This is a genomic window from Acidovorax sp. LjRoot74, from assembly GCF_964254355.1.
In the GTDB taxonomy this organism is placed as follows: Bacteria; Pseudomonadota; Gammaproteobacteria; order Burkholderiales; family Burkholderiaceae_C; genus Acidovorax.
This window is the reverse complement of the sequence record NZ_CAXUTI020000001.1, coordinates 1430993-1455791: the sequence shown is the minus strand read 5'-3', so window position 1 is coordinate 1455791 and position 24799 is coordinate 1430993. Positions and strand designations below refer to the sequence as shown.

Genomic DNA, 24799 nt, shown 5'->3' with positions numbered 1-24799 from the left:
TCGTGCATTGCTGGCGTTGAGCCAACAGGCACATGCTGCATCCCGCATAATGCGCCACAGTTGGCCGTGCGCCAGACGCCTCCCCGCCCACCTGCGGCGCAATCCTCCGACTCCCAGTATCCGAATGAACCCACAAGCCCATCTGCTCTGGAAAGCGCCCCGCTGGGCTTTGGCGGTGTTGCTGGCGGTGCTGGGGATGCTGGGGCCGTTCTCCATCGACACCTACATCCCTGCGTTCTCTGGCATTGCCACTGCACTGGGCGCTACACCGGTGCAGATGCAGCAGACACTGTCTGCCTACCTGTTCGGCTTTGCATTCATGAGCCTGTTCCATGGTGCATTGGCCGACAGCTTCGGACGCAGGCCGGTGATCCTGTGGGGCATTGCGGTGTTCACGCTGGCATCAGCGGGCTGTGCGCTATCGCAGACCATCGGGCAATTGGTGTTCTTCCGGGCATTGCAAGGTCTGTCCACAGGCGCTGGCATCGTGGTCTCGCGCGCGGTGATCCGCGACATGTTTCCGCCCGCCCAGGCGCAGAAGGTGATGAGTCAGGTCACCATCTACTTCGGAGTGGCCCCGGCCATCGCTCCCATCGTGGGCGGGTGGCTGTTCGTGCACCTGGGTTGGCACAGCATCTTCTGGTTCCTGACTTTGGTGGGAATGGCACTCTGGACAGCCAACTACCGCTTGTTGCCCGAAACCCTGCACCAAGAGCACCGGCAACCGTTCAACGTGCGTCACCTGATGCGCGGCTATGTGCAACTCGGGTCGAGTGCGCGGTTTGTGTTGCTAGCCCTGGCCAGTGGTGTGCCCTTCAATGGCATGTTCTTGTACGTGCTGTCGGCGCCCGCCTTCCTGGGCGACCACCTGGGCCTGGCGCCAACGCAGTTCTTCTGGTTCTTCATCCTGACCATTTCAGGCATCATGGGCGGCGCCTGGCTCAGCGGACGCTTGGCGGGACGAATTCCACCCAAGCGGCAGATCCGCCACGGCTTTCTGATCATGTTCACCGTGGCCGTGCTCAACCTCGCAGCCAACCTGCTGTTTCCGCCCCATGCTGGCTGGGCATTGCTGCCCATTGCCATTTTCTCGTTTGGCTGGGCGCTGATGGTGCCGGTGGTCACGCTACTTGTGCTGGACCTCCACCCCGAGCGCCGGGGCATGGCCTCGTCCATGCAAGCCTTTGTGGGCTCCAGCGCCAATGGTCTGGTGGCTGGCCTGATCGCCCCCATGGTCATGCATTCCACCGTGCTGCTGGCGCTGGCCTCGCTGCTGATGATGGGCATTGGCCTGGTGGCCTGGATTTATCTGCACCGCCGCTGGCCAGACATCGGGCGCACACCCGTCCAGCTCTGAAAACCTGCGGATGCTCTCCCGCAGATTTGCCCCTGCGGCAGCACTGCAACAGGCGGCACCCATACGGAACGGGCTCTGCACGTACTCCTGTCTCAGGAGTCGTGTGGCTGCCGACGGTCCATGTTCTTCTGCTGGTAGTACCGGTTTTTCTCAGCATACATGGCCTGGTCGGCGCGATTGATCGCCGCCTCTACCCCATCGCCAGAGTTGCAACTGGCGATGCCCATGGCCAGGCTCAGGTGCTGGCCGGGATAGAACTGGTTGTTCAGCTCCAGCATGGAGATGATGCGCTCCTGCAACGCATAGGCACCACGCTCTTCCGTGCCGGGCAGCAAGACGGTGAATTCATCACCCCCAATGCGCGCAGCGCAGGCCGGTGCATCCACTGCCTTGGCGAGCACCTCGCCCACCCGGCGCAGCATCGAGTCGCCAGCTGCGTGGCCTTGCTCGTCATTGACCACTTTCAGCCCGTTCAGATCGATGGCGATGACAGACAAAGGCCAGGGCCCTTTGCGCGTGAGCCGGTTCAGTTCTTCGGCGTAGAAGGCCCGGTTGCGCAACTGCGTGAGCACATCATGTTTGCCCAGGTACTCAAGATAGGCCTCGGCCTTCTTGCGGGCTGAGATGTCCACCAGGGACAAAAGCACCAGGCCCCAATCATGCAGGTGGCTATCGAGTACCGAGAACTGCATGTGGATGTTCACGGCATCGCCTGCGAGCGAGTAGTTGACCACCTCACGCTGCTGAAAGGTTTTGCCCTCCCACAGGTCTTGCAGCTGCTCAGCAAAGGATTCATGCATCTCGCCACGGAACACACGGCCGATGTTGTTGAGCAGCATGTCTTTGCTGGCAGCACCAAACATGCGCAGCGTCTGCTGGTTCACGTCGATGACGCGAATCTCCTGCATGCAGCGGGCCACAAAATCCGGGTGCACCTTGAGAAAGGTCTTGAAGTCGCCGATGCCCTGGGCCCGCACGCCATCGAGCAGGCTCTTGACCACGCTGAAATCCTCGACCCAGAGCGAAACCGGAGAATGCTCAAACAGGTCGCGTGCGTACTGCTCGCTGCGCCGCAGGCGGCGCGCCGCCTCCAGCTGCTGGGTGTTGTCCTCAAGAGAGACAAGCACACGGCTCCAGTCCGCCTCGTGCCCCGGCAGGATGCGCGCTCGGACCAGCACGTCCAAGCGCCGACCATCCAGCGCATAGTTCACCGTCTGGTTGGAGAACTCCATCTGCCCATCCCACAGCTGTGCCAGTTCGTGCGCTGCGGTATCGTGCCGGTCGTCCCGAAAAACCTTGTCGAGGTTGGCTTCCAGATGCTGCTGGCTGTCGGCCGAGAACAGCTCCAGCGTGCGGCGGTTGACCTGCAGCACGCGCAGTGATGCGCTGCACTGGCGTAACCGGTCTGGATCTGCGGCCAGGTGGGAGCGTATGTCGGTGACCCCTTGCGCACGCCAGCCATCAAACAAGCGCTTGAGTTCGCTGAAATCCTCCAGCCAGAGCGACACAGGCGCCAACTCGAACATGTGTTCGTAATCAGCCCCCGAGGAGAGAGAAGACACCACAACAAATTCCTCCGTGGGCAATTATTGACGACGCAACCCGCAAAAAGCAGGCTGCGCGCGCTCCTGGCACAAAAAAGGGCTGGCACCTTGCGGTACCAGCCCTTGATCGGTCAGAGCGTCAACAGCACGCTCCGTCTCGGCTCAACAATCAGCGTGCAGGACGTGCGGGACGCTTGCGCGCATCATGGGCCACAAAAGGCTTGCCGCCGCCGCCACCAGCAGGCTTGGAGAAAGCTGGTTTGCGTGGCGCAAAGTCGCCACGCGGTGCACCCGCATCACCACGGGGGGCAAAGCCACCACGGCCTGCATCGCCAAAACCAGGCTTGCGGCCATAACCTTCACCATCGCGGCGAGGCGCAAAACCACGGTCACCGCCACGGTCGTCGCGGTCACGACCGCCGAAACCGCCGCCTTCACCACGGGCGGGGGCGCCACGGCCTGCAAAACCGCCACCAAAACCACCGCCGAAGCCCCCGCGGTCATTGCCGCCACGGGCGGGACCACCAAACTTGCGATCACCACGGCTGTCGCGGTCATAGCCACCCGAGCGGCCACGGCCACCAAAGTCACCGCCACGGGGCGCCTGGGGTGCGCGCTGGGTAGGCTCCATACCAGGCACCACTTCGGCCTTGAACTGCTGGCGGCTGTACGACTCAATGTCGTAGATCTTGCGGCGGTCGCGGAACTCGGCGAAGGTGACGGCCAAGCCGTCGCGGCCGGCACGGCCGGTGCGGCCGATGCGGTGGGTGTAGTCCTCGGCCTTCATGGGCAGGCCGAAGTTGAACACGTGGGTGATCGTGGGCACGTCGATGCCCCGTGCGGCCACATCGGTCGCCACCAAGATCTGCACCTGGCCACTGCGCAGCGCCATCAGGCGGCGGTTGCGCAGGCCCTGGCTCAGGGCACCGTGCAGGGCCACGGCCGAGAAACCATCTTGCTGCAGGTCGTTGGCAAGGCCGTCGCACTCCACCTGGGTGCTGGCGAATACGATGGCTTGGTTGATCGTGGTGTCACGCAGCCAGTGGTCCAGCAGCTTGCGCTTGTGCTGGGCGTTGTCGGCCCAGTAAAGCACCTGCTTGATGTTGGAGTGCTTCTCTTGCGGGGAATCGATGGTCACCTTCTGCACGGACGAACCACCGTCGTGCATCACGCGCATGGCCAGTTGCTGGATGCGGGGCGCGAAGGTGGCGCTGAACATCATGGTCTGCTTGCGCTGGCTGGTCAGCTGGTTCAGCTCGGCCAGGTCGTCCGAGAAGCCCAGGTCGAGCATGCGGTCGGCTTCGTCCACCACCAGGAACTGCACCTTGTCGAGCTTGATCTGCATCGAGCGCTGCAGATCCAGCAGGCGGCCGGGCGTGGCCACCACGAGGTCGGCGTTCTGCAGCTTGGCGATCTGCAGCTGGTAAGGCATGCCGCCCACCACGTTGGCCACGCGCAGGCCACGGCAGTGCTTGACCAGATCGATGGCGTCATGTGCCACCTGTTGGGCCAGTTCACGTGTGGGGCACAGGATCAGGGCACCGGGAGTGGCTGCCTTGAAATTGCGCGAGCTGGTGGGATCCTTGCGCTTGGCGCGCTTGGGAGCGGGCTCACCACGGGCGGCCGCCTCGGCCACAGCGCGCTCGAAAGCAGCGCGCTCTTCGGCCTCCGCCACAGCCTGCTGCTGAATCAATGTATGCAGCACGGGCAGCAGGAAGGCGGCGGTCTTGCCGCTGCCGGTCTGGCTGGAGACCATCAGGTCGATGAACTTGGAGGCATCGCTGCCCATGGCCAGGGGAATGGCCTTGCGCTGCACGCTGGTGGGCTGGGTGTAGCCCAGGTCAGCCACGGCTTGCACGAGTTCAGGGGCCAAGCCCAGTTCGACAAAGCCGTTGGGCTCTGCGGTCACAGCGGCATCGCCTTCAGCAGCAGCGGCCACGACGGCATCCAGAGGAGAAGACTGCACGGAAATGTCGGCAGCAAAGGAAGTATCGGCAGGCGCGAATTCGCCCTGCACCAAAGAGGTGTCGGTCATGATTTTTCTCTCACGAAGACGGTCGCGGGCGCAGCCCACGATTGGCTTCGTCAAATGGTTAAAAAACATCAACCATCAAACGAAACCTGCGCTGGCTCTGGAGGATCAGGCCGATGCGGGTGGGCTGTTATTCGCCAGTCCTGCACTGCCGGGTTGCATTTGGCAGTGGGCTGGCAAGCCCGGTGTGTGAGGGGAGATGCACAAACTGCGAGGTGGTATCCCTGCGCAGCCAGCGATTATCGCACGGTTAAGGGTTTCCCCGCAATACCCCTCAAAACCCGGCCAAGGTGCAGCGCTTGTGCTGGCAATGGCACCCGCACAACCCAGGTCTCCGCCGGCGCAGCGCCCCACACCGAGTGCATCTTCCCTTCCAGAGGCCGATTGCAGAGAAAGCAGACCTGTTAAAGCTGGTTTTGACGGCAACCCAAAGCGCGGCTGCTTCGAGCAGGCGCACGAGGGCGCAAAGCGAGTCAGGGGGTTTTCACTTCCACGGACAACAGGTGTTGACGGTAGTGCGCCAGTTCGTCGATGGACTCGTGCACGTCGGCCAGGGCGGTGTGCTTCTGGGCCTTTTTGAAACTGGTGTAGGCCTCCGGCTTCCAGCGTTTGGCCAGCTCCTTCAGGGTGCTCACGTCCACATTGCGGTAGTGGAAAAACTTCTCCAGCTTGGGCATGTAGCGCACCAGAAAACGACGGTCCTGCCCGATGCTGTTGCCACACATGGGGGCGGTGCCCTTGGGCACATATTTGCCCAGGAAGGCAATGATCTGCTGCTCGGCCTCCGCTTCGGTCACCGTCGAGGCCTTCACCTTGTCGATCAGGCCGCTGCGACCATGGGTTCCCTTGTTCCAGGCATCCATCTTGTTCAGCAATTCGTCCGACTGGTGGATGGCAAACACCGGGCCTTCGACGCGGGGCTCCAGGCTCGGGCCGGTCACGACCACGGCGATTTCCAGAAGACGGTCCGTATCGGGCTCCAGGCCGGTCATTTCGCAATCGAGCCAGACCAGGTTCTGGTCGGATTTGGCAAGCGTGGCAGGGGTGGGGTTGTTGGCTTCTGACATGGCGCGCATTGTCGCCGATGGCCTAAACTCGCCGCACATGCCCACCCCTGACGACTTCTCCCCTTCCATGCTGCTCACACTGGCCTTTGCGGCGGCGCTGGTCCTGGGCCTTGCGCTCAAGTTCTGGTTGGCCACCCGCCAAGTGCGGCATGTGGCCCGCCACCGCGCGGCTGTGCCCGCGCCCTTCGCCGAGCGCATCTCCCTGGCCGCCCACCAGAAGGCCGCCGACTACACCATCACCAAGGCCCGCCTGGGGTTGCTGGAGATGGCCCTGGGCTGCGTGGTGCTGCTGGGCTGGACGCTGCTGGGCGGCCTGGATGTGCTGAACCGCGCCCTGCTGGACGCCATGGGGCCGGGCATGGCGCAACAGATGGCGCTGCTGGTGGCTTTTGCCGCCATAAGCGGCCTGATCGACCTGCCGTTGTCGCTGTACCAGACCTTCGTGATCGAAGAGCGCTTTGGCTTCAACAAGATGACCTGGCAGCTGTGGCTGGCAGACGCCATCAAGGGACTGCTGGTGGGAGCGGTCATTGGTCTGCCGATTGCTGCGCTCATCCTGTGGCTCATGGGCGCGGCTGGCCCGCTGTGGTGGCTTTGGGCCTGGTGCTTCTGGATGGGCTTCAACCTGCTCTTGATGGTGGTCTACCCCACCTTCATCGCCCCGCTGTTCAACAAGTTCCAGCCGCTCGAAGACGAATCGCTCAAGGCCCGCGTCACAGCCCTGATGCAGCGCTGCGGCTTCTCGGCCAAGGGCCTGTTCGTGATGGATGGCAGCCGCCGCAGCGCCCATGCCAACGCCTACTTCACAGGCTTTGGCGCGGCCAAGCGCGTGGTGTTCTACGACACCCTGCTGAAGCAGTTGGCCCCGGGCGAGGTCGAGGCCGTGCTGGCGCATGAGCTGGGCCACTTCAAGCACCGCCACATCATCCAGCGCATCGTCACCCTATTTGCGCTGAGCCTGGCCGGCTTTGCGCTGCTGGGCTGGCTCTCGAACCAAGTGTGGTTCTATACCGGCCTGGGCGTGCGCCCCAATATCTCGCTGGACCCGACCATGGCGGCCGCGCCCAACGATGCCCTGGCGCTGCTGCTGTTCATGCTGGTAGTGCCTGTGTTCACCTTCTTCATCTCGCCGCTGTTTTCGCAGCAGTCGCGCCGCCATGAGTTCCAGGCCGACGCCTATGCCGTGGCCCAGGCCAGCGGCGCCGATCTGGCATCGGCCCTGCTCAAGCTGTATGAAGACAATGCCTCCACGCTCACACCCGACCCGGTGTACGTGAAGTTCTACTACTCGCACCCGCCCGCCACCGAGCGGCTGGCGCGCATGCACCCCACCTCTGCCCACCCATGACCACCACCATGTTGAAGAAAAAAGACTGGTCTGCGCTTACCCGTCGTGCGCTGACCGCTACTGAAGTTGTAGCAAATCTGGCCAAGCTCGAAGGCTGGAGCCTGAGCGGCGATGGCGCCAACGTCGCCATCGAGAAGACCTACCACTTCGCCAACTACTACGAAACCATCTCTTTCGTGAATGCGCTGGCCTTCATTGCCAATGCGCAGGACCACCACCCCGACCTCTCGGTGCACTACAACCGCTGCGTGGTGCGCCTGAACACCCACGATGTGAACGGCATCTCCTCGACAGACTTCGAGTGTGCGACCGCATTCGATGCCCTCGTGGCGTGATCCCGTGAACCAACAAACACACCATGGCTGAACGCAGCGCCCTCATGGAAGGCACCGTGGTGGCCAGCCATGGGCGCCACTGCATGGTTGAAACCGCTGACGGCGAACGCCGCATCTGCCACCCGCGCGGCAAGAAGAGCCAGGCCGTGGTGGGTGACCGGGTGCTGTGGCAGGCGCCCCCGCCAGGCCAGGGCGACGAAGGCACGATCGAGAAGGTGCTGGAGCGGCGCAACCTGTTCTACCGCCAGGACGAAATCCGCACCAAGTCGTTTGCAGCCAACCTGGACCAGGTGCTGATCCTGATCGCGGCAGAGCCCGTGTTCTCCGAGAGCCAGCTCGCGCGCGCCCTGATCGCAGCCGAAGCCGAAGGCATCAAGCCGCTGATCGGCCTCAACAAGAGCGATCTGGTAGAGCCTTTCGCCCGCGCCTGGGAGCGTCTGCTGCCCTACCGCCACATGGGGGCGGGCACCCACTATGGCGTGCTGCCCTTGTCGCTGGCGCTTTCCAGCGATGTGGACCGGGCGCTGCTGATGGAGCACCTGCGGGGCAAGACCACGCTGGTGCTGGGCCCCTCGGGCTCGGGCAAAAGCACGCTGATCAACCTGTTGGTGCCAGGCGCTGCCGTACAGACCGGCGAGATCTCACAGGCGCTCAACTCCGGCAAACACACGACCACCAGCACGCACTGGTACTGGATGGATGCGGAGCGCACCACGGCGCTCATCGACTCACCTGGGTTCCAGGAATTCGGCCTGCACCATGTGGCGCCCATGCAGCTCGCGGCCTGCATGCCCGACATCGCAGAACACGCCACCGACTGCAAGTTCTACAACTGCACCCACCTGCATGAGCCTGGTTGTGGTGTGCTGGATGCGGTAAAAAACGGCCCCTCCGCGCACGGGATAAGCCCGACGCGCTATAAAATTTATAGTGATTTATTTGACGAGCTGAGCCACACGCGCTACTGAGCGCGGCGCTGGCGGGCGCGGAGCCTCACCCCAGCAGACGGGCCAGCGTCAGCAGCGCCAGCAGCAGCATCCAGACCACCACAGAGCGCCACACCAGCCCGACCACGCTGCGCAAGTGGCCCACTTCGGGCTCACGGCCGGGGGTGGAATCGCTGTCGCCCATGTCGGCGTCAATCTCCAGCCCCTGGGGGGGCTGCGTTTCAGTGCGTGATTTCAGGGCTTCGCCCCCCAGGCGGACATTGATCGCCCCGGCCGTAGCGGCCAACACCACGCCATCGTTGTCGTTGGGGAACCGCTGCGCATGAAAGCGCCAGCCTTCGATCGCTTCTTCGAAACTCCCGACCACAGCAAAACTGAGTGCCGTGAGCCGCGCTGGCAGCCAGTCCACCACGGTCCACGCCTGGGCACAGGCCTGCTGCAGGGAGGCGCTGGCAGGCTGCGTGCCTGCCCGCTGCTTGTAGTGCCAGTAGCGCGAGACAAATTCGGCCAGGCGGTACAGCACGGCCCCCGTGGGCCCCAGCCCCAGAGCCGCCAACACCGAGAACCAGGCCAGCACCCCAAACACATGGCGATGCGCGGCCAGCACCGAATACTCGATCACATGGCGCACGATCTCGCTGCGCGGCAAGGCCCCCACATCCACCTGCTGCCAGTGCGCGAGGCGCTCGCGGGCCGCATCTTCGTCGCCCTCTTCGAGCGCATCGCGGATGCCCGTGAAATGGTGGCTGAACTGCCGAAAGCCCAGCGTGACATACAGCACCGCCACGCTCCAGAGCACTGCAAACGGCCAGCCCAAGCCCCACAGCAGCGCCCAATGAATGGCCAGGGTGATCAAGGCCGGGACCAGCACGGCGAGGCTCCAGGCGACCCAGCCATGGTGGGGCTTGCCCGCGTCGAAGTTGCGGCTCACGGACAGTGCCCATGCCCGCAGACCCGCATGGATGGGGTTGCTGCGTGCCAGGGGACGGGCCTGCTCGATCAGCAGAGCGAACAGGATGGCGAAGAAACTCATGGGGGGCAATGATACTGGGGCTTCGCCCCCATGCACCCTTTATGTGCAGGCAGGATCAGGCCTGCATGAAACGGTAGAAATTGCGCAGCATGCCTGCCGTCGCGCCCCAGATGAAATGGTTCTTGCGGGTGTCCTGGTACGGCATGGAGAACCACTCGCGGTGCACACCATCCAGGTCGAACACATGGCGCCGGTGGTTGGCAGGGTCCAGCAGAAACGCCAGCGGCACCTCGAACAGGTCCGCCACCTCGTAGGGATTGGGCTGCAGCACACAGTCCGGTCGCACCAGCGCCACCACCGGGGTGATGATGAAGGACGAGCCAGTGACATAGGTTGGCAAGGTGCCCAGCACCTCGACGAATTCGGGCGCCAGCCCCACCTCTTCCTGCGCTTCCCGCAATGCCGTGTCGGCGGGCGTGGCGTCGCCAGGGTCGGCGCGCCCCCCGGGGAAAGCCACCTGCCCCGAGTGGGTGGACAGGTGGGCCGTGCGCTCGGTCAGCAGCACCGTGGGCTGCTCGCGCAGCATGATCGCCAGCAGCACGGATGCGTGGGCTGGCTCCCGGTTCATGAACTTCTTCTCCAGCAGCACCTCGGGCTCCCAGAGCGGCGGATGCGCAAACCGCGCGCGCAACGCCTCGGGCGTCTGCGCCGCCAAAGGCACAGCGGGCAGGTGCGTGTCCACGCCCACCACCGGAACCAGGCGGGGGTCGAAATCAGGCAGGCTGGACAGCGGCGCAACGACGGACGAAACGGCGGGGGTGGGAGAAGAGGCGTTCACTCAAAAATTTCGGTTCGGGTTCGGGTACAGATTCGGATTCAACAAGCCAAAAAACAAAAAGCCGCTACAGGCAGATGCTGTAGCGGCTTGTCAGGGCAGGCCCTCGCCTTGCTTGGATTAAGCGGCGGTGGCGGCAGCAACCTTGACGCGTTGTGGCAGCTTTTCCTTGATACGTGCCGACTTGCCGCTGCGGTCACGCAGGTAGTACAGCTTGGCACGGCGCACGTCACCACGGCGCTTGACTTCGATGCCGGCGATCAGCGGGCTGTAGGTCTGGAACGTGCGTTCCACGCCTTCGCCGCTGGAGATCTTGCGCACGGTGAAGCCGCTGTTCAGGCCGCGATTGCGCTTGGCAATCACCACGCCTTCGTAAGCCTGCACGCGCTTGCGGGTACCTTCCACCACGTTCACGCTCACGATGACGGTGTCACCAGGGGCGAATTCGGGGATGGTCTTGTTCAAGCGGGCAATTTCTTCCGCTTCCAGGGTCTGGATCAGGTTCATGTTTGATGTCCAACGATCTTGTCCGCGCCAAAAATGGCTGCGTCGGGATTGACGGTTCAGTGTTTTGCGGGAGGAATCCCTGTCAAAACGGCCGGCCAGAGGATCGAAAAGCCTTTGATTATAACAATTCAGGAGAGCTTGGCCAATACCGCTTCGTCTGCGGGCGCCAGACGCCCCGCCTGGCGCGCCGCATCGATGAGATCGGGACGGTGCCGGGCCGTGATGGCCAGCCGCTGGTCGCGCCGCCAGCGCTCGATCTGCGCGTGGTGCCCGGACATCAGCGGCGCAGGCACCTGCTGCCCGGCCCATTCCTCCGGCCGCGTGTAGTGCGGGCAGTCCAGCAGACCGTCGAGCGCGGGGTTGAAGCTGTCGAGCTGGTGGCTGCCCTCGTCGTTGAGCACACCGGGCTGCAGGCGGGCCACGGCATCCAGCAGGGCCATCGCGGCAATCTCACCGCCCGACAGCACAAAATCACCCAGGCTCATCTGCAGATCGACATGCGCGTCAATAAAGCGCTGGTCGATGCCCTCGTAACGCCCACACAGCAGCACCGCCCCCGCGCTGGCGGACCAGCGCTCCACAGCAGTGTGGTTGAGCGGTGCCCCGATCGGAGAAAAAAGAACCAGCGGCGCCTGGCTGCCCTCGGATTCCGCGCGTTCCGTGCGGATTGCCGCAAGGCACCTGTGCAGCGGCTCGGCCATCATCACCATGCCAGGGCCGCCGCCAAAGGGCCGGTCGTCCACGCGGCGGTAGTTGCCTTCGGCATGGTCGCGCGGATTCCACAGGCGCACATCCACCTGGCCGCTGGTGTAGGCGCGACGGGTTACGCCGCTCGCCAGGAAGGGCGCGAACAGCTCAGGAAACAGGGTAATGATGTCAAAGCGCATGGTGGCTGGCGCAGCGGGGGGGAATCCGGTCAGTAGTCGGGCTGCCAATCGACGGTGATGCGCTTTTCAGGCAGATCCACCTTGTCCACAAAAGCGGAGACGAACGGGATCATGCGCTCGCGGACCTTTCCATCTTCTTCATATGCCAGCACCAGCACCGTCTGGGGGCCGGTGGACATCAGCTCTTGCACCTGCCCCAGCAGCACACCTTCGCGGTTGATGACCGAGAGGCCAATCAGATCGACCCAGTAGAACTCGTCTTCCGACGTGGAGGGAAAACTTGACCGGGGCACAAAGATGCGCGCACCGCGCAGCGCCTCGGCCGCATTGCGGTCGTCAATGCCCTGCGCCCAGGCCACCAGGGTGTCCGAATGGTCTTTGGCCTGGCGGATGGTCAGCAGCACCGTGCCAGTAAACGCCTTGGCGCCCCGCTCGGAGGGCTGCAGGTACCAGCGCTTGGACGCCGACAGCGCCTCAGGGTTGCTGCTGTGAGACAGCACCTTGAACCAGCCCTTGACGCCCCAGGCATCGGCAATGCGCCCCAATTCAACGGCATCGGGCGGCAGTTCTGCGGGTTCGAGGGTCAGGGGGGTGATGGCCATGGCGGGGAGTGATTCCAGAATAGGAAAAGGGCGGGTTCCGCCAGACAAGCCGACGGAACCCGCCCTTTTCAGGGAGCTTTAAGCAGCCTTCTTGGCGGCTTGCTTGATCAGGCGGTCCACCGTGGGGGAGGACTGGGCACCAACGCCCACCCAGTAAGCCAGACGGTCTTGCACGATGCGCAGGCCTTCTTCTGTTTCCTTGGCGGTGGGGTTGTAGAAGCCGATGCGCTCGATGAAGCGGCCGTCACGGCGCACGCGCTTGTCAGCAACGACGATGTTGAAGAAAGGACGGCCCTTGGAGCCGCCGCGGGAGAGTCGAATGACGACCATGATTTATCCTTCGGGTGGTGAACTCCGGCAACATTTGCCGAAAGCCACTGTGTTCGCAACCATATTCGCAACGCTTGAGACACGCGACATGGCCACCCGGCCAGCGACACGCTGCAAAGCCTGCGATTATATCCATTTCCCCAAAATGCCCTCTATCCGCCCCAGCACCGACAGCGATATTCCCGCCATCACGGCCATTTACCAACACCATGTGCTCCACGGCACGGGCACCTTCGAAATAGATCCTCCCTCCGAAGCCGACATGGCGGGCCGCCGGGCCGACGTGCTGGCGCGTGGCCTGCCCTGGCTGGTGGCCGAGCAGGACGGGCAGGTGCTGGGTTTTGCCTATGCCAACTGGTTCAAGCCCCGCCCGGCATACCGCTTTTCGGCCGAGGATTCGATCTACGTGGCCGACAGCGCCCGTGGCATGGGCCTGGGCCGCAAGCTGCTGGCCGAGCTGGCCGTGCAGGCCGAGGCCGTGGGTGTGCGCAAGCTGCTGGCGGTGATCGGCGACTCCGCCAACGCAGGCTCCATCGGCGTGCACCGGGCGCTGGGCTTTACGGACGTAGGCATCATGCGCTCGGTGGGCTGGAAGTTTGGCGCCTGGCGCGACATCGTGCTCATGGAGAAGACCTTGGGCGCGGGCGATACCACCTCCCCCGAATGACACGATGACCCGCATGAAGAACAAGACCCTGGCGGCCTGGCTCGCCTTTCTGGGCGGGCCGCTGGGCCTGCACCGCTTTTACCTGCACGGCATGTGGGACCTGATCGGCTGGCTGCTGCCCTTGCCCACAGCGCTGGGCGTCTACGGCATCCAGCGCGTGCAGCAGTTTGGCCAGGACGACCACACCAGCTGGATGCTGATCCCGCTGCTGGGCTTCACCATCGCGGGCTGTGCGCTGCAGGCGATCCTGTTTGCGCTGAAGACACCCGAAGCCTGGAACGCGCGCTACAACCCAGCAGCAGCACCCGATGCCGCCCCCGGCCGCACAGGCTGGATCACCATTGCCGCCATCGTGGCGTCGCTGATGATTGGAACGGCTGTGCTAATGGCCAGCATTGCGTTCAGCTTCCAGCGCTACTTCGAGCACCAGATCGAGGAAGCCCGCAAGATTTCCCAATGAAATCGGGGCTTTGCGCCTGATGGGCAAGCGCAAGAAGTTATAAAAAATATAGCAATCCACCAACCACTGGCAACCAGCGGTTGGTGGCGGGCCTTCAGAATATCTGCAGGCTGATCCAGTAGGCCACGGCAGCCACAAACGCGCTGGCCGGGATGGTCAGAATCCACGCCCACACGATGTTGCCCGCCACGCCCCAGCGCACCGCACTGGCACGCTGCGTGGAGCCCACACCGACGATGGCGCCGGTGATGGTGTGGGTGGTGGACACCGGAATACCCAGCGTGGTCGCCAGAAACAGCGTGAGCGCCCCACCCGTTTCGGCGCAGAAACCGCCCACGGGCTTAAGCTTGGTGATCTTCTGGCCCATGGTTTTCACGATGCGCCAGCCGCCAAACATGGTGCCGAGGCCGATGGCCACGTAGCAGCTCACGATGGTCCAGGTGGGCGGCGATGCATCGGTGGCCGACGAGTACCCGGTGGCGATCAGCAGCAGCCAGATGATGCCGATGGTCTTTTGCGCATCATTGCCGCCGTGGCCCAGGCTGTAGGCCCCGGCAGACACCAGCTGCAGGCGACGGAACCACTTGTCCACCTTGCTCGGCCGCGTGCGCCGGAAGATCCAGGCCACGCCCACCATCATCAGCGAGCCAAGCGCAAAGCCCAGCAGTGGCGAGACGAAGATGAACGCCACGGTCTTGAGGATGCCGGCGGAGATGAGCGCGCCCGCGCCGGCCTTGGCAATCACCGCGCCCACAATGCCGCCGATGAGCGCATGCGAGGAGCTGCTGGGAATGCCGTAGTACCAGGTGATCACATTCCAGGTGATGGCGCCCACTAGGGCGCCGAACACCACGTGCGTGTCCACGATGCCCGGCTGCACGATGCCCTTGCCCACCGTCGCCGCCACGCTCAGGTGAAAGACGAAGATCGCGACAAAGTTGAAGAACGCGGCGAACAGCACCGCCTGCGCGGGCTTGAGCACGCCGGTGGAGACCACCGTGGCGATCGAATTGGCCGCATCGTGGAACCCGTTCATGAAGTCGAACAGGATTGCCAGGGCCACAAGCAGAACCACAACCCAGAGGGCCGTCTGTACGGTTTCCATACTGGTCAGCCTGCGGGGTTCAGGAGTTTTCGAGGACGATGCCCTCGATGCAGTTGGCCACGTCTTCGCACTTGTCGGTGATCGTCTCCAGCAGCTCGTAGATGGCCTTGAGCTTGATCACCTCGCGCACATCGGGCTCTTCGCGGAACAGCTTGCTCATGGCGCTGCGCATCACGCGGTCGGCGTCGGATTCGAGCCGGTCGATTTCCTCGCAGGTCTTGAGTGCCGCTTCGGCCACAGCGGGGTCGGCAATCTTGTCGAGCAGCTTCACAGCGTCACGCAGGCGCTCGCAGCACTTGAGGCTCAGGTCTGTGAGGCGGGTAATTTCTTCGGTCATGTGGCGCACGTCGTACAGCGCCATGGTCTCGGCCGAGTCCTGGATCAGGTCGGCCACATCGTCCATCGTGTTGATGAGCGTGTGGATCTGCTCACGGTCGATGGGGGTGATGAAGGTCTTGTGGATGGCCTTGTTCACCTCGTGCGTCACGCGGTCGGCAGCGCGCTCGGCGTTGTCCACGTCCTGGTTGTACTTGTCGCGCAGGTGCGGATCGTTGTAGTTCGCCACCAGTTGCGAGAAAGCCCGGGCCGCCTCCACGATGCGGTCCGCATGCTGGTTGAACATTTCGAAAAAATTGCCTTCGCGTGGCAACAGCTTGGCAAACAGCATGGGGGAGGCTCCTGGAACGGGATCGAATTTTGGAAAAAGGGCAAAGCCATGACAAAACCATGACTTTTTCGTGACCCGGGGAGTTTAACCGTGCGCCCCCGGCGGGCCGATGCCTGCGCAGCATGCGGTCATGCGCCGCCACTGGACCCGCACCAACAGCTCAGGCACTGCGGAAGATGAAATACACCGCCCCCACCAGGCACAGCCCCGCCCAGAGGTAGTCCCACTTGAGCGGCTGGCCCATGTAGAACACGGCAAACGGCACAAACACCCCCAGCGTGATCACCTCTTGCATGATCTTGAGCTGCCCCACGTTGAACTGCGTGTAGCCGATGCGGTTGGCAGGCACCTGCAGCAGGTACTCGAACAGCGCAATGCCCCAGCTCACCAGGGCTGCCGTGTACCAGGGTGAGGACGCCAGGCTCTTGAGGTGCCCGTACCACGCAAAGGTCATGAAGACGTTGCTGGCAATGAGCAGCAACACGGTCTGGAGCGAAACGGGCAGGGATTGAAGAGTGGACATCAACGGCCTTGGTCAGGAGGGACTGAACAAGGGCTGGATTATGAACAAAAATGGCACTCTGCGCGCGGCAGGCAAGCACTTCAAGCTACAAGTACGATAGCAAACACCGGCTTACCCGCCTGCATGGACCAAAAAAAAGGCACTGCCCGAGGGGACAGTGCCTTGTTGTCTCACCAGGCCCTGCGCCTTGGATCGGGCAGCAGCCGGGGCCCTGCGGCGCAGGTTACTCGCCCAGGTAGGCGGCGCGCACCTTGGGGTCGTTCAGCAGTTGCTGGCCGGGGCCGGTCATGGTGATCAGGCCCGATTCCATCACGTAGCCACGGTCGGCAATCGCCAGCGCACGGCTCGCGTTCTGCTCCACCAGCACGATGGTCACGCCCAGGGCGTACACGTCGCGCACCACTTCGAAGATCTTGTCCACCATGATGGGCGACAGGCCCATGGAGGGTTCGTCCAGCAACAGCACCTTGGGCTGGCTCATCAGCGCGCGGCCCATGGCCAGCATCTGCTGTTCGCCGCCGGACATGGTGCCGGCCAGCTGGTCCTTGCGCTCGCGCAGGCGCGGGAAGATGGTGAACATCTTCTCGATGTCGGCCAGGATGCCCGCCTTGTCCTTGCGGATGTAGGCGCCCATCTGCAGGTTCTCGGTGATGGTCATGCGGGCGAACACGCCACGGCCTTCCGGCACCATCACGAGGCCTTCCTTGACCAGGTCCCAGGCGCCCTTGCCCTTGATGCTCTTGCCTAGGTACTCGATGTCGCCATCGTTCATGCCCAGGGTGCCGGTGATGGCCTTCATGGTGGTGGTCTTGCCGGCACCGTTGGAGCCGATCAGCGAGACCAGCTCGCCTTCGCGCACTTCGAAGTCCACGCCCTTGACGGCCTGGATACCGCCGTAGGCCACCTTCAGGCCCTTGACCTGCAGCAGTACCTTGTTGGATTTTTCGGCCATTCTCAATGTCCTCCGGTGCCCAGATAGGCCTCAATCACTTTTTCGTTCTTCTGCACTTCGGCAGGGTTGCCTTCGGCGATCTGCTTGCCGTAGTCAAGCACCGTCACGCGGTCGCACAGGCCCATCACCAGCTTCACATCGTGCTCGATGAGCAGGATGGTGCGGTTGTCGTTGCGGATGCGGTCGATCAGCTCACGCAGCTGCACCTTCTCGGTGGCATTCATGCCGGCGGCTGGCTCGTCCAGCGCGATGAGCTGCGGGTCGGTGGCCAGGGCGCGGGCGATTTCGAGGCGACGCTGGTCGCCATACGACAGCGTGCGCGCCTTGTAGTCGGCAAACTTGCCAATGCCCACATAGTCGAGCAGCTCTTGCGCGCGCTTGGCGATGGCGGCTTCTTCTTCCTTGAAGCCCTTGGTGCGGAACACCGCGCCAAACAGGCCGGAGCCCGTACGGATGTGGCGACCGACCATCACGTTTTCGAGCGCCGTCATTTCGGCAAACAGGCGGATGTTCTGGAAGGTGCGCGCAATACCGGCCTTGGCCACTTCGTGCACAGCCGTGGGCTCGTAGGGCTTGCCCGCCAGCTCGAACGTACCGGCATCGGGGGTGTACAGGCCAGTGATCACGTTGAAGAACGTGGTCTTGCCGGCGCCGTTGGGGCCGATCAGGCCATAGACCTGGCCACGCTGGATGGTGATGCCCACGTCGGACAGGGCCTGCAGGCCGCCGAAGCGCTTGGAGATACCGGCGACCTTCAGCACCACTTCATTGGATTTCTCTGTCATTGCTAACTTTCGGTGGTGTTCTTCTTCAGGTCTTCTGCGTCAGGCTCTTGCCATGCTCAGGCGACGGCCACAGGCCACGGGGGCGCAGCAGCATGATGATGATCATGGCCAGGGCGATCAGCAGCTGGCGCAGGATGGCGGAGTCGAGGCGGCCATCCGTCATGGCCTGCAGCGGGCCCGCCACATAGCGCAGCACTTCGGGCAGGGCCGACAGCAGCACGGCACCCAGGATCACGCCAGGAATGTGGCCGATACCACCCAGCACCACCATGGCAACGATCATGACCGACTCCATCAGGCTGAAGGACTCGGGCGACACGAAGCCCTGGAAGGCACCGAACATCGCACCCGACACACCACCGAACGAAGCGCCCATACCGAAGGCCAGCAGCTTCATGTTGCGGGTGTTGATGCCCATGGCCTTGGCGGCGATTTCGTCCTCGCGGATGGCCATCCAGGCGCGGCCGATGCGCGAATCCTGCAGGCGGTAGCAGATGATCACGGAGACCACGACCAGCACCAGGAACAGGTAGTAGTACAGCGTGACGGAATTGATGTCGAAGCCGAACACCTCCAAGCGCTTGCCCAGGTCCAGGCCGAAGATCTTGACCGAGTCGATCTGGCCCAGGCCCTTGGGGCCGTTGGTCAGGTTGACGGGGTGGTCCAGGTTGTTCAGGAAGATGCGGATGATTTCGCCGAAGCCGAGCGTGACGATGGCCAAGTAGTCACCACGCAGTTTGAGCGTGGGCGCCCCCAGCATTGCGCCAAAGAACGCCGCTAACAACGCCGCTACCGGTATCACGATCCACAGCGAGGTGTGCAACCCGTTGGGGAACATGGCGGCAAAGGCCGCAAAGTTGTCCGCAAGGTGCGGCGAAGCCATCAAGGCGAACAGGTAGGCGCCCACGGCGTAGAACGCCACGTAGCCCAAGTCCAGCAGGCCGGCGTAGCCCACCACGATGTTCAGGCCCAGGGCCAGCAGCACATACAGCAGGGCCAGGTCGGCAATACGCACCCAGGCGTTGCCGAAGGATTGCAGGATCAGCGGCAGCACCAGCAGCGCCACGGCGCCGATGATCCAGTTGGTTTTGGTGTTCTTCATGGTGTGAGGCTCCTCAGGCGCGATCCGCCACACGTTCACCCAGCAGGCCCGAGGGGCGCAGCGTCAGGATGATGATGAGCACGATGAACGCAAAGATGTCGGTGTAGTGGCTGCCCAGCAGGCCTCCCGTGAGCGTGCCGATGTAGCCCGAGCCGATGGCTTCGATGAGGCCCAGCAGGATGCCGCCGACCACCGCACCAGCCAGGTTGCCGATGCCGCCGAACACGGCCGCCGTGAAGGCCTTGAGCCCGGGCAGGAAGCCCATGGTGTGCTGCGCCGTGCCGTAGTTGGACGCATACATGATGCCGGCGATGGCCGCCAGCACGGCGCCGATGATGAAGGTGGCCGAGATCACCATGTCGGGCTTCACACCCATCAGAGACGCCACGCGGGGGTTCTCTGCCGTGGCACGCATGGCGCGGCCCAGGTTGGTGTGGTTGACCAGGTACACCAGCGAGGCCAGGGCCACGGCGGTCACGCCCAGGATCAGGATCTGGGTGGGGGTGATGAACGCGCCGCCGATCTCGAAGGGCGAGCTGGGCAACATCGTCGGATATGGTTTGTAGTTAGGCTTCCAGATGATCATGGCCAGCGTCTGCAGCAGGATCGACATGCCGATGGCCGTGATCAGGGGCGCCAGGCGTGGACTGCTGCGCAGAGGGCGGTAAGCCACCTTTTCGATCACGAAGTTGAGGGTGGCTGCGACCACGCAGGCAATGATGGTCGCGAGCAGAAGGATGACCCAGCCGGGGGCGCCGGGCATTGCGCCCTGCATCATTCCTATACAACTCCAACTGGTCAGGGCGCCGATCATGAGCACCTCGCCGTGGGCAAAATTGATGAGTTGAATAATGCCGTACACCATCGTGTAGCCCAAGGCTATCAAGGCGTACATGCTGCCGAGAACCAGACCGTTGATGATCTGTTGCAGCAAAATGTCCATAAGAGAAGTCCTTCGTTTGTGACGCACCCACCGCTCAGGCACCGGAATCGGTACAGCCTTGTGGGCCCGACTGCCATCTAGCAAAAAACCCGCCAGGCATTCAACTGTGCGGGTTTGTGGACCGGATTGTAGCGAGTAGTCTTCTCTGCCCCTATCCGCGCCGGGCGGGGTTTTCCCTCGGGTTTTCGTCCCATCAGCGCGCAACGCACTTCATAAGTAAAAATGATCCACGCAGGATCATTGATGTGCAAACTTATTACTGCATTCATGCAAAATCAGCATGACGCAGCAAAAAAACCGGGCATCTGCTCTTCCAGAGCCCCCGGCGTCACCCCCCGTCGCCAGGGTCCGTGCCGTCGCCAGCCGCTGCATTGCGTACACGCAACTCGCGCAACTTCTGTGCAATCTTGATTTCGAGCCCGCGCTCCACCGGCTGATAGAAACCGGGCTCCGGCATGCCCTCAGGCAGGTAGTTTTCGCCCGCCGCAAACCCACCCTCCTCGTCGTGCGCGTAGCGGTAGCCCTTGCCGTAGTCGAGCTCTTTCATCAACTTGGTGGGCGCATTGCGCAGGTGCATGGGCACCGGGCGTGTGCCGTCCTGCTTCACCCAGGCGCGGGCAGCGTTGTAGGCCTTGTAGACGGCGTTGGACTTGGGCGCCACCGCCAGGTACACCACGCACTCGGCCAGCGCCAGCTCGCCCTCGGGACTACCCAGACGCTCGTAGACCTCGCTCGCGTCCAGCGCCAGGCGCAGCGCGCGCGGGTCGGCCAGGCCGATGTCCTCGCTGGCCATGCGCACCAGGCGGCGCGCCATGTAGCGCGGGTCGGCGCCGCCATCCAGCATGCGCACCAGCCAGTACAGCGCGGCGTCGGGGTCGGAGCCCCGCACGGACTTGTGCAGCGCGCTGATGGTGTCGTAGAACTGCTCGCCACCCTTGTCGTAGCGGCGCATGCGCTCGCCCAGCACACGCAGCAGCCACACGTCGGTGATCTCGGTGAGCTTTTCCTGCGCGGCCGCCATGGCCAGCGTTTCCAGCGTGTTGAGCAGGCGGCGCGCGTCGCCATCGGCATAGGCCACCAGGCGGTCGCTTGCTACGCTTTCGATAGCTGGAATGGCTTGCTCATCGCGCGCAAGGGCCACAATTTTCTTCAAATCCTCTTCGGACAGCGGCTGCAGCACATACACGGCAGCACGCGACAGCAGCGCGGAGTTGACTTCGAACGACGGGTTCTCGGTGGTGGCGCCGATGAAGGTGAACAGGCCCGATTCCACATGCGGCAGGAAGGCGTCTTGCTGGCTTTTGTTGAAGCGGTGCACTTCATCCACGAACACGATGGTGCGTTGTTGCATGAGCCCGTCGCGCGCGGCCTGGGCCTTCTCTACCGCCTCGCGGATGTCCTTCACCCCGCCCAGCACGGCGCTGATGCTGATGAACTGGGCATCGAACGCGTCGGCCATGAGCCGCGCAATGGTGGTCTTGCCCACGCCCGGCGGGCCCCAGAGGATGCAGCTGTGCGGCCTGCCGGACTCAAACGCCAGCCGCAGCGGCATGCCCGGGCCCAGCACATGCTGCTGGCCAATCACCTCACCCAGCGTGCGGGGCCGCAGACGCTCGGCCAGGGGTTGGTGGGTGGAGGCATGCGCCACTGGGGGGCTGAAGGCACTGCGTGTGGCCATGGTGGGTTGGTCCTGTCTACATCACGCTTTTCAAGCAAAAGTGCCCTTTGCGCCTGACCAGCATGTGCTGGTAGCTATATTATCTATAGCAAATCACTGCTTCACCACATCCGCCCCTGCCGGAGGCTTGAACTGGAAGCTGCTGGCGGGCAGCGCCGCATTGGCCTGCATGCCCGAGAAACGGATCAGCGACCGCTGGCCAAAGCTGTCCAGGATGTCGAGCGCGGCCAGTTGCTCGCCCGAAAAACCCACGCGCACACTCTTGAGCTGGCCGTCCTTGGCCTTGGGGCTGGCCAGCACCCACTGCAGGCCGTCGGCGTCGGGGGCCGCTTCGAGCGTGAATTCAGCCTTGAGCGCCGACAGGTCGGGCGCCGACGCCAGCAATGCAGCAGGCGTGCTGCCCAGCGCCTGCGACTGCGAGCGCTGCGTGACCTGGTTCAGGTCCACGTCGTACAGCCACAGCGTCTGCCCGTCGGCCACGATGGTCTGCTCGAATGGCTTCTTGTAGACGAACTTGAAACGCCCGGGGCGCTGGAATTCAAAGCTGCCGCTCGACTGCTTGGAGCGCGCGGTCTGGCCTTCCTTCGGCGGCGAGGTCACGGTCTGCGTGAAGTCGGCCTTGCCCGTCTGCGTGCCCTTCATGAAAGATTCCAGGCTTTTCAGGCCGTCAGCGCTTGCTGTGCCTGCGGCAACAGCTATCAAAATTGCAGTAGCGATCTTTTTCAACAGAAACTCCTGTGGGGTGCGGCCGACCCGGGGATCCAGCGGCCCGGCCGGTCATTCGCTGCGGTTAGGCACCAGCACTTCGCGCTGGCCGCTGGCGGTGAGGCCGCTGACCAGGCCTGCCTTTTCCATGTCTTCGAGCAGGCGCGCCGAGCGGTTGTAGCCAATGCGCAGCTTGCGTTGCACGTACGAGATGCTCGCCTTGCGGTCCTTGAGCACCACCTCGACGGCCTGGTCGTACATGGGGTCCTTCTCGCCCCCTTCGCCGCCAGCGCCGTCCCCTGACAGATCACCGTCGCCATCCACAGTTCCGCCTTCGAGCACGCCCTCGATGTAGTCCGGCTCCCCTTGTTGCTTGAGGTAGCTGACGACACGGTGTACTTCCTCGTCCGACACAAAGGCGCCGTGCACCCGGATCGGCAGGCCCGTGCCGCTGGCCATGTAGAGCATGTCGCCCATGCCCAGCAGCGCTTCGGCGCCCATCTGGTCGAGGATGGTGCGGCTGTCGATCTTGGAGCCCACCGAGAACGCGATGCGGGTGGGAATGTTGGCCTTGATCAGGCCGGTGATCACGTCCACGCTGGGGCGCTGGGTGGCCAGGATCAGGTGAATGCCGGCCGCCCGCGCCTTCTGCGCCAGGCGGGCGATCAGCTCCTCGATCTTCTTGCCCACCACCATCATCAGGTCGGCCAGCTCGTCGATGATGACCACGATGTGCGGCAGGCGCTGCAGCGGCTCGGGCTCTTCGGGCGTCAGGCTGAAGGGGTTGTAGATGAACTCCTCGCGCGCCTTGGCCTCGTCGATCTTGACGTTGTAGCCCGCGAGGTTGCGCACGCCCAGCTTGGACATGAGCTTGTAGCGGCGCTCCATCTCGGCCACGCACCAGTTCAGGCCGTGCGCCGCCTGCTTCATGTCGGTGACCACGGGTGCCAGCAGGTGCGGGATGCCTTCGTAGACCGACATTTCCAGCATCTTGGGGTCGATCATCAGCAGGCGCACGTCGCGCGCCTCGGCCTTGTACAAGAGCGACAGGATCATCGCGTTGATACCCACCGACTTGCCCGAGCCCGTGGTACCGGCCACCAGCACGTGCGGCATCTTGGCCAGGTCGGCCACCACCGGGTTGCCCACGATGTCCTTGCCCAGGCCCATGGTGAGCATGCTCTTGGCCTCGTGATAGACCTGCGAGCCGAGGATTTCCGACAGCTTGATGCTCTGGCGCTTGGCGTTGGGCAGCTCCAGCGCCATGTAGTTCTTGCCCGGAATGGTCTCGATCACGCGGATCGACACCAAGCTGAGTGAGCGGGCCAGGTCCTTGGCCAGGCCCACGATCTGCGAGCCCTTGACGCCGGTGGCGGGCTCGATCTCGTAGCGCGTGATCACCGGGCCGGGCATGGCCGCGACCACGCGCACTTCCACGCCAAAGTCCTTGAGCTTTTTCTCGATGAGGCGGCTGGTCATCTCCAGCGTCTCGGGCGCCACGGTCTCCTGGCGCTGCTGCGCGCTGTCGAGCAGATCCACCAAGGGCAGCTTGCTGTCGGGCATGTCGGTGAACAAGGGCTTTTGGCGCTCCTTCACCACGCGGGTGCTCTGGGGCACGTCCACCAGCACCGGCTCGATGATCTGGATGGGCTCGGGGTGGTGCACCTCGCTCTCGGTGCGTTCTTCCAGCACCACCACCTCGCGCTCACGCGCGGCCTTGCGGCCCACGGCCACGTCCTTGGCCACTTCACGTTGGGCCAGGCGCGATTGCACCAAGGCATCGATGCGGCCGCCCAGCAACTCCGCCACATGGCCCCAGGAGAAGCGGAACACCAGCGCCGCCCCGGCCACCGCCAGCACGATCGCCAGAAGGCCCGACCCCGTGAAACCCAGCCACTTCACACTGGCAGGCCCCACCAGATACCCCAGCACCCCACCGGCATGGCCGGGCAGGAAGGATTCAAAACGGTACAGGCGCGACCACTCCAGTGCAGTGCTGGCCCCCATCAGCATCGCCAGGCCCAGCCAGAAAGTGGCCCGACGCACCAGAGGGCTGGCCGCCCCCGCCACTAACTCGCCACCCCGCATCCAGCGCGCCAGCGAGGACAACCAGGCACACACGCCGGCCGCCACGCACCACCACACCGAGAAGCCCAGCGCGAAATAGCTGCCATCTGCCAGCCAGGCCCCCAAGCGCCCCGCCCAGTTGGTCACACCACGGGCGCCCTGCGCACCCGACGTGGACCAGGCCGCATCCTGGGCCGAATAGCTGACCAGCGCCAGCAGCCAGAAAACCAGGGCCAGCAAGCCCACCAAAAGGCCAATCTCATGGCCAAAACGGGCAGCGCCCGTGCGCGGCGGCGACTTGGCCGCTGCCGATGCATTCAGGGTATTGAGGGAATAGGTCATAAGCGTGCGGGGTGAGCTTACCGCATGCATTGCGCCGGG

General features: G+C 63.7%; 26 protein-coding genes. 7 read left to right on the top strand and 19 right to left on the bottom strand.

Annotated features, from left to right (window positions below):
- The first annotated feature begins 124 nt into the window (after positions 1-124).
- Positions 125-1357: a multidrug effflux MFS transporter gene (locus ACSQ3O_RS06730; protein ID WP_436138285.1), complete on the top strand. Its 1233-nt coding sequence runs from the start codon at positions 125-127 to the stop codon at positions 1355-1357.
- 92 nt (positions 1358-1449) lie between these two features.
- On the opposite strand, the gene ACSQ3O_RS06725 is transcribed toward ACSQ3O_RS06730, so the two are convergent.
- Entirely contained in the window at positions 1450-2922 is a 1473-nt protein-coding gene (locus tag ACSQ3O_RS06725; protein ID WP_298449006.1) for a sensor domain-containing diguanylate cyclase, read from the bottom strand.
- A gap of 148 nt (positions 2923-3070) precedes the next feature.
- Positions 3071-4936: a DEAD/DEAH box helicase gene (locus ACSQ3O_RS06720; RefSeq protein ID WP_137746085.1), complete on the bottom strand. Its 1866-nt coding sequence runs from the start codon at positions 4934-4936 to the stop codon at positions 3071-3073.
- Here ACSQ3O_RS06720 and ACSQ3O_RS06715 point away from each other — a divergent pair.
- Complete coding sequence (locus tag ACSQ3O_RS06715) at positions 4935-5126, top strand: hypothetical protein (protein WP_137746084.1); 192 nt, start codon at positions 4935-4937, stop codon at positions 5124-5126. The two genes, ACSQ3O_RS06720 and ACSQ3O_RS06715, sit on opposite strands and share 2 nt — an antisense overlap.
- A 280-nt stretch (positions 5127-5406) precedes the next feature.
- On the opposite strand, the gene orn is transcribed toward ACSQ3O_RS06715, so the two are convergent.
- Complete coding sequence (gene orn, locus ACSQ3O_RS06710; RefSeq protein WP_436138284.1) at positions 5407-6000, bottom strand: oligoribonuclease; 594 nt, start codon at positions 5998-6000, stop codon at positions 5407-5409.
- A 37-nt stretch (positions 6001-6037) separates the two neighbouring features.
- Here orn and ACSQ3O_RS06705 point away from each other — a divergent pair, with 37 nt between their 5' ends.
- From ACSQ3O_RS06705 to rsgA, 3 genes are read left to right on the top strand one after another with little or no spacing between them, the layout of a single operon-like run.
- Positions 6038-7348, top strand: a complete 1311-nt coding sequence (locus ACSQ3O_RS06705; RefSeq protein ID WP_436138283.1) for a M48 family metallopeptidase — start codon at positions 6038-6040, stop codon at positions 7346-7348.
- Positions 7345-7683: a 4a-hydroxytetrahydrobiopterin dehydratase gene (locus ACSQ3O_RS06700; protein ID WP_137746081.1), complete on the top strand. Its 339-nt coding sequence runs from the start codon at positions 7345-7347 to the stop codon at positions 7681-7683. The genes ACSQ3O_RS06705 and ACSQ3O_RS06700 overlap by 4 nt, the downstream gene beginning before the upstream one ends.
- Before the next feature lie 23 nt (positions 7684-7706).
- Entirely contained in the window at positions 7707-8651 is a 945-nt protein-coding gene (gene rsgA / locus ACSQ3O_RS06695; RefSeq protein WP_137746080.1) for a ribosome small subunit-dependent GTPase A, read from the top strand.
- A gap of 25 nt (positions 8652-8676) precedes the next feature.
- On the opposite strand, the gene ACSQ3O_RS06690 is transcribed toward rsgA, so the two are convergent.
- The 6 genes from ACSQ3O_RS06690 to rpsP form a co-directional block, all read right to left on the bottom strand.
- Positions 8677-9663: a CobD/CbiB family protein gene (locus tag ACSQ3O_RS06690; protein WP_298449017.1), complete on the bottom strand. Its 987-nt coding sequence runs from the start codon at positions 9661-9663 to the stop codon at positions 8677-8679.
- 55 nt (positions 9664-9718) lie between these two features.
- Positions 9719-10441: a CoA pyrophosphatase gene (locus tag ACSQ3O_RS06685; RefSeq protein ID WP_436138282.1), complete on the bottom strand. Its 723-nt coding sequence runs from the start codon at positions 10439-10441 to the stop codon at positions 9719-9721.
- 117 nt (positions 10442-10558) lie between these two features.
- Positions 10559-10945, bottom strand: coding sequence for a 50S ribosomal protein L19 (gene rplS / locus ACSQ3O_RS06680; protein WP_099729610.1), 387 nt, complete (start codon positions 10943-10945; stop codon positions 10559-10561).
- A 128-nt stretch (positions 10946-11073) separates the two neighbouring features.
- Positions 11074-11832 (bottom strand): tRNA (guanosine(37)-N1)-methyltransferase TrmD, encoded by a 759-nt coding sequence (gene trmD / locus ACSQ3O_RS06675; RefSeq protein ID WP_298449022.1) that lies wholly within the window; start codon positions 11830-11832, stop codon positions 11074-11076.
- 29 nt (positions 11833-11861) lie between these two features.
- A complete protein-coding gene (gene rimM / locus ACSQ3O_RS06670) occupies positions 11862-12434 on the bottom strand; it encodes a ribosome maturation factor RimM (protein WP_436138281.1) in 573 nt (190 codons plus the stop codon).
- Positions 12435-12512: 78 nt separating this feature from the next.
- Entirely contained in the window at positions 12513-12764 is a 252-nt protein-coding gene (gene rpsP, locus ACSQ3O_RS06665) for a 30S ribosomal protein S16 (protein WP_063461301.1), read from the bottom strand.
- Between the two features lie 145 nt (positions 12765-12909).
- Between rpsP and ACSQ3O_RS06660 the strand changes: the two genes are divergently transcribed.
- The gene (locus ACSQ3O_RS06660) at positions 12910-13431 is read left to right on the top strand and encodes a GNAT family N-acetyltransferase (RefSeq protein WP_137746076.1); all 522 of its coding nucleotides are present in this window, start codon (positions 12910-12912) and stop codon (positions 13429-13431) included.
- Positions 13432-13444: 13 nt separating this feature from the next.
- Positions 13445-13891: a TM2 domain-containing protein gene (locus ACSQ3O_RS06655; RefSeq protein ID WP_137746342.1), complete on the top strand. Its 447-nt coding sequence runs from the start codon at positions 13445-13447 to the stop codon at positions 13889-13891.
- A 94-nt stretch (positions 13892-13985) separates the two neighbouring features.
- Here ACSQ3O_RS06655 and ACSQ3O_RS06650 read toward each other — a convergent pair whose 3' ends face one another.
- The 10 genes from ACSQ3O_RS06650 to ACSQ3O_RS06605 all read right to left on the bottom strand — a co-directional run bounded on the left by ACSQ3O_RS06650 (position 13986) and on the right by ACSQ3O_RS06605 (position 24760).
- Complete coding sequence (locus ACSQ3O_RS06650; RefSeq protein WP_137746075.1) at positions 13986-14996, bottom strand: inorganic phosphate transporter; 1011 nt, start codon at positions 14994-14996, stop codon at positions 13986-13988.
- Positions 14997-15015: 19 nt separating this feature from the next.
- Positions 15016-15663, bottom strand: coding sequence for a DUF47 domain-containing protein (locus ACSQ3O_RS06645; protein ID WP_137746074.1), 648 nt, complete (start codon positions 15661-15663; stop codon positions 15016-15018).
- A 160-nt stretch (positions 15664-15823) separates the two neighbouring features.
- Complete coding sequence (locus tag ACSQ3O_RS06640; protein ID WP_063461306.1) at positions 15824-16186, bottom strand: DMT family protein; 363 nt, start codon at positions 16184-16186, stop codon at positions 15824-15826.
- Positions 16187-16409: 223 nt separating this feature from the next.
- Positions 16410-17138 carry an ABC transporter ATP-binding protein gene (locus tag ACSQ3O_RS06635; protein WP_094285393.1) on the bottom strand — a complete coding sequence of 243 codons (729 nt, stop codon included), beginning with the start codon at positions 17136-17138 and terminating at the stop codon, positions 16410-16412.
- A gap of 2 nt (positions 17139-17140) precedes the next feature.
- Positions 17141-17923 (bottom strand): ABC transporter ATP-binding protein, encoded by a 783-nt coding sequence (locus ACSQ3O_RS06630; RefSeq protein WP_137746073.1) that lies wholly within the window; start codon positions 17921-17923, stop codon positions 17141-17143.
- 25 nt (positions 17924-17948) lie between these two features.
- Positions 17949-19025, bottom strand: coding sequence for an ABC transporter permease subunit (locus ACSQ3O_RS06625; RefSeq protein WP_137746072.1), 1077 nt, complete (start codon positions 19023-19025; stop codon positions 17949-17951).
- Between the two features lie 13 nt (positions 19026-19038).
- The gene (locus ACSQ3O_RS06620) at positions 19039-19968 is read right to left on the bottom strand and encodes a branched-chain amino acid ABC transporter permease (RefSeq protein ID WP_063461309.1); all 930 of its coding nucleotides are present in this window, start codon (positions 19966-19968) and stop codon (positions 19039-19041) included.
- Positions 19969-20296: 328 nt separating this feature from the next.
- Positions 20297-21646, bottom strand: a complete 1350-nt coding sequence (locus ACSQ3O_RS06615; protein WP_436138280.1) for a replication-associated recombination protein A — start codon at positions 21644-21646, stop codon at positions 20297-20299.
- A gap of 93 nt (positions 21647-21739) precedes the next feature.
- On the bottom strand, positions 21740-22372 hold the full coding sequence (lolA, locus tag ACSQ3O_RS06610) for an outer membrane lipoprotein chaperone LolA (protein WP_137746070.1): 633 nt from the start codon (positions 22370-22372) through the stop codon (positions 21740-21742).
- 51 nt (positions 22373-22423) lie between these two features.
- On the bottom strand, positions 22424-24760 hold the full coding sequence (locus ACSQ3O_RS06605) for a DNA translocase FtsK (protein WP_436138279.1): 2337 nt from the start codon (positions 24758-24760) through the stop codon (positions 22424-22426).
- Positions 24761-24799 lie beyond the last annotated feature (39 nt).